We start from the raw sequence: 13,285 nt of genomic DNA on the forward strand, positions 1-13,285 counted from the left end.
CCGCTGAGACAGCACTGACGACCAGCCGGGGTCAACAGGGAGGACTTGTGGCGCGGTACGTCGGCGCGATCGATCAGGGCACCACCAGCACGCGGTTCATGATCTTCGACCGGTCCGGTACGGAGATCGGCCGGCACCAGCTCGAACACCGCCAGATCCAGCCGCGCTCCGGCTGGGTCGAGCACGACCCGATGGAGATCTGGGAGAACACCCTCAAGACCATCGGGGTGGCGCTCGCCGACACCGGCCTGGCCCCGGCCGACCTGGCCGCGATCGGCATCACCAACCAGCGGGAGACGGTCGTCCTGTGGGACCGGTCCACGGGGGCCCCGGTCGCGCCGGCGATCGTCTGGCAGGACACCCGCACCGACTACCTGCTCCACGACATCGACGCGGACCTGGTGCGGAGCCGGACGGGACTGCCGCCCGCCACCTACTTCTCGGCCACGAAGATCCAGTGGCTGCTCGACGAGGTCGACGGGCTGCGGGCACGCGCGGAGAACGGGGAGATCCTGTTCGGGACGATCGACTCGTGGCTGATCTGGAACCTGACCGGCGGCCGCCATCTGACCGACGTGACGAACGCCAGCCGTACCATGCTGATGGACCTGTCCTCTCTGGACTGGTCGCCCGAGCTGCTGGCGATGTTCCGGATCCCCCGGGCGATGCTGCCGGAGATCCGCTCGTCCGCCGAGGTCTACGGGACCGCCGAGACGGTGCTGCCCGGGGTGCCGATCGCGGCGGCCATCGGCGATCAGCAGGCCGCCCTGTTCGGGCAGACCTGCTTCGAGCCGGGCGAGGCCAAGTGCACGTACGGCACCGGCGGGTTCCTGCTGATGAACACCGGGACCACACCGGTACGGTCGTCGCACGGCCTGATCACCACGGTCGGCTACCGGTTCGGCGCCGAGAGACCGGTGTTCGCCCTGGAGGGCTCGATCGCCGCCTGCGGGTCCGCGATCCAGTGGCTGCGTGACCAGCTCGGCGTCCTGGACACCGCGGGCGACAGCGAGATCCTGGCCGGGCAGGTCGAGGACAGCGCCGGCGTCTGCTTCGTCCCGGCCTTCTCCGGCCTGTTCGCACCCTACTGGCGCCCGGACGCCCGCGCCGCCATCGTCGGTCTGTCCCGCTTCCACACCTCCGCCCACATCACCCGGGCCGCGCTGGAGGCGATCTGCCACCAGACCCGGGACGTGGTCGAGGCGATGGCCCAGGACTCCGGCACGGTGCTGGACTGCCTCCAGGTGGACGGCGGGGTCACCGCGAACGCGCTGTGCATGCAGTTGCAGGCCGACATCCTCGGCGTGCCGGTCAGCAGGCCCGCCGTCGCCGAGACCACCGCGCTCGGCGCCGCCTACGCGGCCGGGCTCGCCGTCGGGTTCTGGGACTCCCTGGACGATCTGCGCGCCAACCGGCACGAGGACCGGCGCTGGCAGCCGTCCTGGTCGGCGGCCCGGCGTACCGAAGGCATCACCCGCTGGAGAGCGGCCATCGACCGCACCCTCGACTGGGTCAGCGTCGGCTGACTCTGACGGAAGGACCATGATGAACACCGGAGTGATCTCACCGCAGGCCCGCACCCGGGCCCTGGAAACCATGTCGTCCGGCGAGGAACTGGACGTGCTGGTCGTCGGCGCCGGAGTGGTCGGGGCCGGCTCGGCGCTGGACGCCGCCACCCGCGGCCTCTCCGTCGGCCTCCTGGAGGCCCGCGACTTCGCCAGCGGCACCTCCAGCCGATCCAGCAAGCTCATCCACGGCGGCCTGCGCTACCTGGAGATGCTCGACTTCAGCCTGGTCCGGGAGGCACTGCGGGAACGTGGCCTGCTGATCCAGAAGCTCGCCCCGCACCTGGTCCGCCCGGTGCCGTTCCTCTACCCGCTGCAGAAGCGCGCGTGGGAGCGGTTCTACATCGGCGCCGGCATCGCGCTCTACGACGTCCTCGCGCTCTCCGGCGGCGGGGCGGGCGTGCCCGTGCACCGGCATCTGAGCCGGGTCGAGGCGCTCAAGGCGTTCCCGTCGCTGCGCCCGGAGACCTTGGTCGGCGCGATCCGCTACTACGACGCGCAGGTCGACGACGCCCGGCACACCATGTTCCTGGTCCGGACCGCGGCGGCGCACGGGGCGCACGTCGCCTCCCGTACCGAGGTGATCGGCTTCCTCCGGGAGGGCCGCCGGGTCGTCGGCGTCCGCGCCCGGGACCTGGCGACCGGCGCCGAACTGGAGATCCGCGCCCGCACCGTGATCAACGCGACGGGCGTGTGGACCGGCGACAGCCAGGCCCTGCTCACCGGCGAGCGCGGCGAGTTCCGGATCACCGCGAGCAAGGGGATCCATCTGGTGGTGCCGCGGGCCCGGATCGCCGGCCACACCGGCATGATCCTGCGTACGGCCACCAGCGTGCTCTTCGTCATCCCGTGGGACCAACACTGGATCATCGGAACCACCGACACGAAATGGGACCTGGACAAGTCCGACCCGGCCGCGTCCGGCAAGGACGTCGACTACCTGCTCGACGAGGTCAACAAGGCCCTGGCCACCCCACTGACCCGCGACGACGTGCAGGGCGTCTACGCCGGGCTGCGCCCGCTGCTGTCGGCCGAGGCGTCCAGCACCGCCAAGCTGTCCCGCGAGCACGCCGTCGGCAACCCGGTCCCCGGCATGATCGTCGTCGCCGGCGGCAAGTACACCACCTACCGGGTGATGGCGAAGGACGCCGTCGACGCCGCCGTCCGGGAGCTCGCGGCCCGTGTCCCGCAGTCCTGCACCGACCAGGTCCCGCTGCTCGGCGCGGACGGCTACCGCGCCGCCTGGAACCGCCGGGCCGCCCTGGCCCGCCGCTCCGGCCTGACCGTCACCCGGATCGAAAACCTCCTGCACCGCTACGGCACCCTGCTCGACGAGGTGCTCGGCCTGATCGAGGCGGACCCGTCGCTGGGCCTGCCGCTCGACGGCGCACCCGGCCACCTGCGCGCCGAGATCCTCTACTCGGTCACCCACGAGGGCGCCCGCCACCTCGACGACGTCCTCTCCCGCCGTACCCGGATCGCCTTCGAGACCACCGACCGCGGCGTCACCGCGGCCCGCGCCGCCGCCGGCCTGATCGCGCCCGCCCTGGGCTGGTCCGACGCGGACGCCGACCGAGAGGCCGCCGCCTACGAGTCCCGCGTCGTCGCCGAACTCGCCGCGCAGACCCAGCCCGACGACACCTCCGCCGACGCGGTGCTCCGTGGCGTCCCGGCCGTCCGTCCGGTGGTCTCCACGGTCTGAGCAACCGCCAACGGGCGACGGGCAACCGCCAACGGGCGACGGGCAACCGCCAACGGGCGACGGGCAACCGCCAACGGCCGGCGGCCAACGGCCAACGGCCAACGGTCGGCGGTCGGCGGTCGGCGGTCGGCGGTCGGCGGTCGGCGGTCGGCGGTTGAGAAAATCTAGGCTCACGGTGCTAGACATTCTCTTCGGGTGGGATTAGTGTTTCTCCTGTCGAAAGAAAAGATCTACCGAAGACGCAGACGAGAGACCGAGCGTCAAGCAGGGCCCGGATCGTTCGTGGCTCGCTCGGCTCAGCGGCTCACGACCAACGTGACCGCTCCAGTGGTTTGAGTGAGAGGTAGTTTTTCAAGACCCTGACGTAACTCCAGGTCAGGGCAGCTCGTCGCACATGCGTGGGGCCATGAAGTCGCGTGGGGCTCCGGCATCGGCGGGTCGTGACACCGCAACAGGAAGTATCGAAAGAAGAGAAAAGGGAGGGCAAAGCACCGTTGGATCGCCCGCGGCCAGATCGTTTCGACAGCTCTGGCGGGCGGACACCGCAGTTTCCATCGATTGAGAGGTGGTCTCCGGTCACGCTTATGCGATCCCCGCGCCCAGCGCCGTCGATGACGGTTCGCGCGGATACGAAAACCAGCGAACCTGCTGGCAGATGGTGTTCTTGACCCACTACCCTGGGCCCCGGCGCGTTTGCGCCGGGGCCCTCGTCATGGAGGTGTAAGTGGCCCAAGCCGACGACATGTTCGGAGACGACGACTATCCCGCCTACACGATGGGCCGCGCCGCGGAGATCACGGGCGCCTCGCAGGACTTCTTGCGCCGGCTCGACGAAGCAAAGCTGATCAAACCGTTCCGCTCGGCGGGCGGCCACCGCCGCTACTCCCGTTACCAGTTGCGCCTCGCCGCACGGGCCCGGGAGATGGTGGACCAGGGCACCCCCCTGGAAGCGGCGTGCCGCATCATCATCCTCGAGGACCAGCTTGAGGAGGCCCTCGAGCAGAACCGGAAACTACAAGGTCAACGTCCTGCCCAGGCCGGCTGACCCCGGCAGGCATCACCGCCATACGGTCTTTCTCCTCCCGGAGAGAGGCCGTTCGCCGTTTCCGCCCCGCACTCCCCCACCGGCGGCTCGGGCGCCGGGACGGGCCGCGACGAGTCAGGCCGTCGCGGGTCAGACCCAGACGCGGGACGGGCCGCCACGAGGCAGACCGTCACGGGTCAAGCCCAGATGCAAGACGGGCCGCCACGAGTCAGGCCGCCTCAGGTCAGACCCAGACGCGGGACGGGCCGCCACGAGGCAGACCGTCACGGGTCAAGCCCAGACGCAAGACGCGCCGCCACGAGTCAGGCCGCCTCAGGTCAGACCCAGACGCAAGACGCGCCGCCACGAGGCAGACCGCCTCAGGTCAGACCCAGACGCAAGACGCGCCGCCACGAGTCGGACCGCTACGGGTCGGGCCCAGACGCGGGTCAGACAGCCGCGGGTCGGGCCCAGACGCGGTCCAGACAGCCGCGGGTCAGGCCCAGATGCGGAGGAAGAGGGTGCCCAGGACGTCGACGATGTGCAGGAGGAGCGGGTAGCCCAGCGGAAAGAAGGCGGCGATCAGCAGGATCAGCGCACCGATGTTCTTGTCCTCGAACCACAGGCGCAGCCAGGCCATCGACGGGCCCGGGCGGCGCAGCGCGTGCCACAGGATGCCGAAACCGTCCAGTGGCGGGATCGGGATCAGGGCGAGCAGGCCGAAACCCAGCAGGCCGGTGCCCAGGGACAGGACCGCCTGTTCGGCGTAGGGCAGCGGGAGGTAGCCGCGCAGGATCACGCCGGGGCTGAGCATGGCGAGCCAGTCACCGGAGAAGGCGAGGGCGTAACCGGCGATGATCAGCTCGCCGGCCAGGATGCAGGCGACCGGGCCGGCGGCGAAGACGGCGGCGGCGCGGCCCCGGCCCTTCCAGCGCGGCACCTCGTCGACGGTGACCTGGCGGCCCCAGCCGGTGCCGCCGATGGCGGCGCAGACCGCACCGAACGGGTCGATCTCCTCGCGCGCGCGCAGCGGTCCGCGGCTTTCGCCCAGGCCGACGACGCGCGCGGTGAAGCGCATGGCGACGGCGCGCAGCGCGAGGCCGAGCAGGAAGGCGACGACCAGGGCGACGAACGCCACCGGCTCGCCGAGTGCGAAGAGCACGGGTTGTGGACCTAGTCCCGTTCTGTCTGGGAGGCGATGACCTCGCGAGCGAGCTGCCGGTAGTTGCGGGCGCCGGAGGACGCCGGATCCAGCGTAGTGATCGGAGCGCCGGCGACGGTCGACTCGGGGAACTTGACCGTCTTGGTGATGACCGTCTGGTAGACCTTGTCACCGAAGGCCTCCACCACACGCTGCAGCACCTGGCGGCAGTGGGTGGTGCGGGAGTCGTACATCGTCGCGAGGATGCCCTCGAGCTCGAGGTCGAAGTTGAGCCGCTCGCGCACCTTGTCGATGGTGTCCAGCAGCAGCGCCACACCACGGAGGGAGAAGAACTCACACTCCAGGGGGATGAGCACGCCGTGCGCGATGGTGAGCGCGTTGATCGCCAGCAGGCCCAGGGAGGGCTGGCAGTCGATCAGGATGAAGTCGTACTCCTTACGGACCGAGCGCAGGGCCCGGGCCAGCGCCATCTCCCGGGCGACCTCGTTGACCAGCTGGATCTCGGCGGCGGAGAGGTCGATGTTGGCGGGCAGCAGGTGCAGGCCGGCGACATCGGTCTTGATGATGACGTCCTCGGTGGCGACGTCGTCCTGCATGAGCAGGTTGTAGACGCTCAGGTCGAGGTTGTGCGGGTTCACCCCGAGGCCGACGGAGCAGGCGCCCTGCGGGTCGAAGTCGACGAGGAGGACCTTCTGCCCGTACTCCGCGAGGGCGGCACCGAGGTTGATGGTGGTCGTCGTCTTACCGACGCCACCCTTCTGGTTCGCCAGGGCGATGATGCGGGCCGGGCCGTGCTTGTCCTTCGGCATCGGCTCGGGGATCGGGCGGCGCATCGTGTATGCCGTGGGGTCGGCGGGACCCAGATCGGCGCCGAGGTCCAGGGAGTTCTGCTGTGCTCGGAGCGTGGAAGTCCAGGCCTCCGCACGCTCGCCGTTCCCTGACATCGCCCTCGCCCCCTTCCGACCAGTGTCTTGAACCCGATTGGCATTCACTTCTCCGCCGCGGGGCTAGCACAGTCGATGCCCGACTGTACGCCACACGCGCCGCCACGCCGGGGTCAGTCATTCGGCGTGTCGCACCTACGCGTCCCTAACGTCTAACGAGCGCGCGGGTGTGCGGTCGCGTACACCTCTCGGAGGCGTTCGACGGTCACCAGGGTATACACCTGCGTCGTGGTGACCGAGGCGTGTCCCAGCAGTTCTTGCACCACCCGCACGTCCGCTCCCCCGTCGAGCAGATGCGTCGCGTAGGAGTGACGCAGCGTGTGCGGGCTGACCGCGTACGGCCCGTCGACGGGCAGGCCCACGGCCACGGCGCAGCGGTGCAGGGCGGTCCAGGCGCTCTGCCGGGACAGCCGGCCGCCGCGGGCGTTGAGGAACACGGCGGGCGTGCCCCGGCCCTGCGCGGCGAGCGAGGGCCGGGCCCGTACCAGATAGGCCCGCACCGCGGCCCGTGCGTAACCGCCGACCGGGACCAGCCGCGTCTTCCCGCCCTTGCCCCGCAGGACCACCGCGGGTTCCTCGTCCAGTTCGAGGTCGTCGATGTCGGCGCCGACCGCCTCGGAGATCCGGGCGCCGGTGCCGTACAGGAACTCCAGCAGCGCCCGGTCGCGGAGGCCGAGCGGCGAGTCCGCGTCCGGGACCCCGAGCAGCCGTTCCACCTGCTCCACGTCGAGGGCCTTGGGCAGGCGTTTCGGCGGGGCGGGTAGCCGTACCCCGGAAGCCACGTCGTGCGGGATCAACCGCTCCCGGACCGCAAACCGGTGCAGGCCGCGGACCGCCGACATGGCCCGCGCGGCCGACGCCGCCGCCAGACCCTCCTCGCGCAGGGCGGCCAGATGCCCGCTGACGTCCGCCTCGCGCACCTCGCCGAGGCCGGTGATACCGGCGGCGGCCAGCCGTTCGGCGTACCGCTCCAGGTCGCGGCGGTAGGAGGCGAGCGTGTTGCGGGAGAGGCCGCGTTCCACGCTCAGATGGTCGAGGTAGCTCCTGATCGCGCGGTCCGGGCTCAGAGCAGCACCTCCGTCAGGGGTCTCGGCCGCATCCCGTGCGCCTCGGCGACCGGGCCGTAGACGACGTCGCCGTCGAACGTGTTGAGGCCCGCCGCGAGCGCCGGGTCGGCCCGCATGGCGCCGCGCCAGCCGAGGGCGGCCAGTTCGAGAGCGTACGGCAGGGTCACGTTGGTGAGCGCGTAGGTGCTGGTGTTCGGCACCGCGCCGGGCATGTTGGCGACGCAGTAGAACAACGACTCGTGCACCCGGTACGTCGGGTCGTCGTGGGTGGTCGGCCGGGAGTCCTCGAAGCAGCCGCCCTGGTCGATCGAGATGTCGACGAGCACGCTGCCCGGTTTCATCCGGGCCACCAGGTCGTGGGCGATCAGGGTCGGCGCCTTCGCCCCGGGCACCAGGACCGCGCCGATCACCAGGTCGGCGTCGAGGACGGCCTTCTCGATCTCGTACGCGTTCGACGCGATCGTCTGCACGTGGCCGCGATAGTCGGCGTCCACCGCCCGCAGCCGGGCCACGTTCTTGTCCAGCAACAGCACCTCGGCCTGCATGCCGAGCGCGATCGCCGCCGCGTTCAGCCCGGACACCCCGGCGCCGATCACGACGACCTTGGCCGCGTACACCCCGGGGACACCGCCCATCAGCACCCCGCGCCCGCCGCCCTGGCGCATCAGGTGGTACGCCCCGACCTGCGGAGCGAGCCGCCCGGCCACCTCGGACATCGGGGCGAGCAGCGGCAGTGACCGGTCCGGCAGTTCGACCGTCTCGTAGGCGATCCCGGTCACCTTGCGCTCCAGCAGCGCGTCCGTGCACTCCTTGGACGCGGCCAGATGCAGGTAGGTGAAGAGCACCTGGCCGGGCCGCAGCCGGTGGTGCTCCTCCGGGACCGGCTCCTTGACCTTGAGGATGAGCTCGCCCGCGGCCCAGACGTCGTCGGCGTCCGGCAGGATCGTCGCTCCGGCCGTCCGGTAGTCACCGTCGGTTATCGACGACCCCGTTCCGGCTCCGGACTGGACGAACACCTGATGACCGTGGCGGGTGAACTCGTAGACACCGGACGGGGTGATCGCCACCCGGTGCTCGTTGTTCTTGACCTCGGTGGGAATCCCGACCTTCATACGCCGGAGAGTACCCCTGAGCTGGTGATCTTTCCCGGTTCACGGATCGCGATCCCCCGGCGGGCGAGCCGCCGGGGGATCTGCGGGGCGTGGGTCAGCGCAGTTCGAAAACGGTCACCGAGGTGGCCCGGAAGCGCACCGTGGCGAGCTGGTCGAGCTCCGGGGCGATCTTGCTGGCCCGGTTCACGGCGTAGAGCCAGCGGACGCCGTACCGATCCCGCAGCTCGGCCAGGCCGGCCGCGGTCGGCGCGGAGAAGGCCTCGTCGTTGAGCCGCCGGCGCTCCGGATCGGGCGACGGCTGCCGGTAGTACGGCAGCCCGTCGTCGCCGTGCCTCGACTGCGTCGCCGGCTGGTACGCCCAGCCTTCCAGCAGGACCGCGTGCTCGGTGTGCGCCGACACCCAGAACGACCGGTTGATGCACTTGTCGTCGGTGCGCACCATCTCGCAGTGCACGTTGGTGGCGACGATGTCCTCGGTGGGCGCGTTCCGGGCGAGCCAGGCGGCGGCCTTCATCTCGGCGGAGGTCACCCAGAACTGCTGCTTCGCCCCCTTCCGCGCCGGCAGCTTGCCGTCCGCGACGGACTGGGCGGTACCGTTCATCAACCGGACCGTGGTGTTCACGCCCAGCCCGATGCCGAACGCGACCAGGACCGCCAGGCCGGCGCCGGCCAGGCCCTTCCAGCGCATCCGGCCGAGGCGCCAGAGGACGGCCCCGACGGCGATCACCGCGGCGAGGATCAGGAGCGGGCCGCCCAGGTTGGATCGCCAGTAGTCGCCGAACGGCAGGTTGCCGGGCCCGAACCGCCAGATCAGCGCGCCGACGATCCCGCCGAGCACCAGGCCGGACAGCACCACGACAGCGGTCCGGCGGGCCGGGGCGAGCGCGGCGAGCAGCCAGGCGGTCAGCGCGGCGCTCGCCGGGATGGCCGAGTACGCGAAGTAGAGCTGGCCGTTCGCGGTGTGGTTGATCAGCAGGGTGCCGGCCCATCCGGCGAGCACCATGCCGGCCAGCAGCCAGGCCGCCGGGTCGGCGCGGAGGTCCCGGCGCAGCAGGCCGAAGAGGCCGAGGAGTCGGCTGAGCTGGCTGATCATGAAGCAGACGGCCACCGCCGGCAGGATCATCCGCTCGGACCAGGGCACCGCCGCCAGCTGGGTCGGGAAGAGCCCGCCGGTGCCGGGGATCGTGTCCCGGCCGGCCACGGCGAGGAACTCGCCCTTGAAGCTGAACGTGGCGCCGATCTGGATGCCGGCGCCGGAGCCGCCACCGGCCAGGAACGGCGCGGTGACCGCCAGCACCAGCAGGGTCCCGGCGGTGGCGGCGAGCAGGACGTCCGGCCGGCGGCGGCGGATCCACCAGGTCGCGGCGGACGCCAGCATCAGGCCGCCCAGCAGGACCGGCAGCGAACTGGACTTGCTGCAGGTGGCGACCAGGAGAAGCAGCCCGCCGAGGATCCAGCCCCCGCGGCCGATCCTCTCGCCTCGGGCGACGTCGATCAGCAGCGCCGCGACCGCCGCGACGAACGGGATGGAGAAGGTCAGGGTGGGGCTGTACCAGGGCTCGATGGTGACCGGGTAGCTGCCGAACCGCGGCCAGATCGACGCGACCGGCAGGGCGACGGCGACGAACGCGGCCACCGGCCCGGTCCACCAGACGCGGCCGGCCTGGCGGGCGAGCGCCGCGATCACCAGGACCGAGGTGAGGACCACGGGCCCGGTCCACAGCCGCAGCATGACGACGGGGATCCCGACGCCGCTGATCATGCTGGCCGAGGCCCGGTACGCGTCGGAGAACCAGTGGTACTTGAGCGGTTCACCGGCCATCTGCGGCTGCTGCGGCAGGATGGTGCGGCGCAGCTCCGCGGCGTTCGCCCAGTGGTAGTGGATGTCACCGAAGAGGGTGTGGGTCACCGGCGGCAGCGGGTTGGGCCCCCATTCCCAAGCGGCGATCATCACGATCGAGAGCACCATGATCGCGGCGATCAGCCAGGACCAGATCAGCGGCAGCGGCTGCGGCTCGGCGATCCGCCAGTGCCGGCGCAGTCCCGGAACGGCGACGAAGACGGCGATCACCAGCAGCGGCCACACCCACAGGTAGTCGCCGAGACCGGTGCCGACCGCCAGGGCCCAGCCGGCCAGATTCACCGCGATGCCGGTGACGGCGCCGAAGCCGGCGTCCTCGGGCAGGTTCCCGCGGCTGCCGCGCAGCGCACGGAAGACCAGCACACCGGGCACCACGACCGCGGCCACCCAGTAGACGCCGTACCGGAGGAGGGCCCTGCTCGGTGTGCCGACCCACTCCAGCGTGGCGAGCAGGAAGGCGGCGACGAGCACCCAGGGCAGTGCCCGCAGCGCCAGGGACACGAGGGTCCGACGGGCCGGTGAGTGGGGTGGGGACTCCAGGTCCTCCATGGAAGTCAATGCAGTCACGCCGTGGAACGTAACCAGAATTTCGTTACCGGCACGTACCCGTCACTCACACCAGTCGATGGGAAAAGCCGCGACCCTACAGGTCAGGGACTCGCTATGACGTGAATCTCAGCCTTTCGGCCGGAAGGCGGCACCGATCCGGCAGAAACGCATTGAGCTGCGAGAAGTTACCGGTTCGTGTACCGGTATCCCGCGCCGGCCGGTCCGGCCTGTACGGTTCCACCCGATGAGCGGCTTTCCCTGGCTTCTGGTGGACCAGAACACCGACGACGGTGAACTCGTGATCGCCGCCTGCTCCGAAGTCGACGGCCTCTTCGTCGATCCGCCGCAGCCGCCGGTCGAGCGGTACAGCCTGCTCGGCTGCGAACCGGCCGGGCGGCTCCGGGACGCGTGCGACGGACGCGGCCCCGGCTGGCTCGGCAACGTCGGCCTGGACGCGATCCACCCGCCGCACTCGAAACACCCGCCGCACTGCTGGCACTGCGCCGAGGAGCTGCTGGACATCACGGTGCTGTCGGCACGGCCGTCGGTGCTCGGGCCCCGGCTGCTGGACGTGACCCTGGAGGGCCGGCTGCGGATCGAGGAGCTGGCCCGGTTCGCTCGTGGCGCCGACCGTGCGCCGGACTCCGACGGGTACCGGCTGGTCGGCGTGACCGGCCGCGGCGAGGAGGATCTCGGGGTCTGCCGGGACGTGGACGGGGTCTTCCGGACCCGGCCGGCGCCACCGCCGCGCGGCGCCACCCTGCTCGGCTGCCGGCCCGAGCCGCCGCTGCAGCGCGCCCTGGACGCGCTGGCCCGCGGCGGGGCCCGGCGGCGCCGGTGGGTGCAGGCGTCGATCTTCAGCGTGGACCGGGACGGCACGGCGGTCGGCATGGTGGGCGCGGCGCTGGGCGCCGAGGTGGCCGAGGTGCGTGCCTCACGTCTCGGTGACGGCCTGGTCGATGTGACGTTCGAGCCGACGTACGGCGACGCGATCGGCGGACCCCGCCCGGCCGGCGCGCGCACCGTGTGGCACCGCTGGCGGGCCGGCCGCCCCGACGTGATCGGCGAGTGGGCCGAGTACGACGCCGACCTGCGCCACGAGTGGGCCGGTGTCGCCCTGGCCCACCACGAGCAGCGCGCCGACCGGCCGTCCGGCGCCACGTACCACCTGGCCGGGCGGCACGTCACCGACGTGGAGGGGTTCTTCTGCGCGATCGGCGAGGCGGTCAACGGCCCCGGCGGCTACTTCGGCTGGAACCTGGGCGCGCTGCACGACTGTGCCAACGGCGGCTGGGGCGCGGCCCCCGGTTTCCGGCTGGTCTGGCACGACGCCGAGGTGGCCCGGGCGCATCTGGTGCCCGGTTACGACCGGCGCTGGTGGACGCCGGCCGTGACCATGGACGACCTGATCGGCTACCTCGCCGACTCGGGTGTGGACGTCGAACTGCGCTGACCGCCGACGTCGCGCCGGTGCACGGTGAGCTGGTGCCCCTCGCGGTCCTCGTCCAGGCCGAACGCGATGATCCGTTCCGGATGGATCCGGATCAGCGGCTCGGGGCCGTCGATCGCCTCGGCCCGGCCGCGGATCTCCAGGCAGCGCACCCGCCACGGGCTGACCGACGGCAGGTCGTCGACGACGAACGCCACCCGCCCGTTGTCGGCGACGTTGCGGAACTTGCGGCTCGCCGCCATCCGCCAGCCGGTGATGTCGATCGTCGAGGTCTCCGCGTTGTAGGTGAATCCCACCGGGCTGTTCTGCAGCGTGCCGTCCGGCTGCACGGTGGCGAGCCGGCCGAGCCGCTGCCCGGCGAGGTAATCGATCTCGGTCGTGGTGAAGGTCATGACCCCGACCCTGCAACCTCAACCTGAATTGAGGTCAACCCACGAAGACGCAGAACAGGTGGCCGTCGGGGTCGGCGTAGGCGCGCAACGGCTCCTCCGGGTCGTCGCTGCGGTCGAAACGCAGCGTCCCGCCCAGGGCGAGGATCCGGTCGTGCTGGCGGTCCAGCTCCTCGATCGAGTCCACGGTGGTGTCCAGGTGGGCCTGCTGGGGGACGTCGTCACCGGGCCAGGTCGTCGGGCGTACCCCCGTGGTCTGCTGGAACGCCAGCCGCCAGGAACCGTCGGGCGCCAGCAACACCAGCCAGTCGCGGCCCTGCGGGTAGTCGGAGCCCGCCGGCGGCGGCTCGTCGCCCTTGCGGTACTCCAGGCCGAGCAGCTCGCGATAGAACTCGGCGGCCCGGCGCGCGTCGGTGGTGTCCAGCACGAACGACTGGAGTCTCGGAACAGGCACGGTACC

Annotated in this window: 11 protein-coding genes; 4 read left to right on the top strand and 7 right to left on the bottom strand. The window is 71.3% G+C overall.

Going from position 1 to position 13,285, the window contains the following annotated elements; translation table 11 throughout:
- Positions 1-47: 47 nt before the first annotated feature.
- The 3 genes from glpK to Aut01nite_RS39265 all read left to right on the top strand — a co-directional run bounded on the left by glpK (position 48) and on the right by Aut01nite_RS39265 (position 4,312).
- On the top strand, positions 48-1,526 hold the full coding sequence (gene glpK / locus Aut01nite_RS39250; RefSeq protein WP_043528391.1) for a glycerol kinase GlpK: 1,479 nt from the start codon (positions 48-50) through the stop codon (positions 1,524-1,526).
- 19 nt (positions 1,527-1,545) lie between these two features.
- The gene (locus Aut01nite_RS39255) at positions 1,546-3,267 is read left to right on the top strand and encodes a glycerol-3-phosphate dehydrogenase/oxidase (RefSeq protein ID WP_043528460.1); all 1,722 of its coding nucleotides are present in this window, start codon (positions 1,546-1,548) and stop codon (positions 3,265-3,267) included.
- A 742-nt stretch (positions 3,268-4,009) separates the two neighbouring features.
- Positions 4,010-4,312: a helix-turn-helix domain-containing protein gene (locus Aut01nite_RS39265; RefSeq protein ID WP_152628897.1), complete on the top strand. Its 303-nt coding sequence runs from the start codon at positions 4,010-4,012 to the stop codon at positions 4,310-4,312.
- Positions 4,313-4,787: 475 nt separating this feature from the next.
- Here Aut01nite_RS39265 and Aut01nite_RS39270 read toward each other — a convergent pair whose 3' ends face one another.
- From Aut01nite_RS39270 to Aut01nite_RS39290, 5 genes are all read right to left on the bottom strand, one after another.
- Positions 4,788-5,453: a zinc metalloprotease gene (locus tag Aut01nite_RS39270; RefSeq protein ID WP_043528388.1), complete on the bottom strand. Its 666-nt coding sequence runs from the start codon at positions 5,451-5,453 to the stop codon at positions 4,788-4,790.
- 11 nt (positions 5,454-5,464) lie between these two features.
- On the bottom strand, positions 5,465-6,397 hold the full coding sequence (locus tag Aut01nite_RS39275; protein WP_043528386.1) for a ParA family protein: 933 nt from the start codon (positions 6,395-6,397) through the stop codon (positions 5,465-5,467).
- A 152-nt stretch (positions 6,398-6,549) separates the two neighbouring features.
- The gene (locus Aut01nite_RS39280; protein WP_043528457.1) at positions 6,550-7,464 is read right to left on the bottom strand and encodes a site-specific tyrosine recombinase XerD; all 915 of its coding nucleotides are present in this window, start codon (positions 7,462-7,464) and stop codon (positions 6,550-6,552) included.
- Entirely contained in the window at positions 7,461-8,576 is a 1,116-nt protein-coding gene (ald, locus tag Aut01nite_RS39285) for an alanine dehydrogenase (RefSeq protein ID WP_043528384.1), read from the bottom strand. The genes Aut01nite_RS39280 and ald overlap by 4 nt, the downstream gene beginning before the upstream one ends.
- A gap of 94 nt (positions 8,577-8,670) precedes the next feature.
- Positions 8,671-11,004: a hypothetical protein gene (locus Aut01nite_RS39290; protein ID WP_152628892.1), complete on the bottom strand. Its 2,334-nt coding sequence runs from the start codon at positions 11,002-11,004 to the stop codon at positions 8,671-8,673.
- A gap of 226 nt (positions 11,005-11,230) precedes the next feature.
- Here Aut01nite_RS39290 and Aut01nite_RS39295 point away from each other — a divergent pair, with 226 nt between their 5' ends.
- The gene (locus Aut01nite_RS39295) at positions 11,231-12,439 is read left to right on the top strand and encodes a barstar family protein (RefSeq protein ID WP_043528380.1); all 1,209 of its coding nucleotides are present in this window, start codon (positions 11,231-11,233) and stop codon (positions 12,437-12,439) included.
- Here the strand turns inward: Aut01nite_RS39295 and Aut01nite_RS39300 are convergent.
- Positions 12,400-12,828 carry a PPOX class F420-dependent oxidoreductase gene (locus Aut01nite_RS39300; protein WP_043528378.1) on the bottom strand — a complete coding sequence of 143 codons (429 nt, stop codon included), beginning with the start codon at positions 12,826-12,828 and terminating at the stop codon, positions 12,400-12,402. The genes Aut01nite_RS39295 and Aut01nite_RS39300 overlap by 40 nt on opposite strands.
- Before the next feature lie 34 nt (positions 12,829-12,862).
- Entirely contained in the window at positions 12,863-13,279 is a 417-nt protein-coding gene (locus Aut01nite_RS39305) for a VOC family protein (protein ID WP_043528377.1), read from the bottom strand.
- Between the last annotated feature and the right edge of the window lie 6 nt (positions 13,280-13,285).

The organism is Actinoplanes utahensis (assembly GCF_016862455.1).
Taxonomy (GTDB): domain Bacteria; phylum Actinomycetota; class Actinomycetes; order Mycobacteriales; family Micromonosporaceae; genus Actinoplanes; species Actinoplanes utahensis.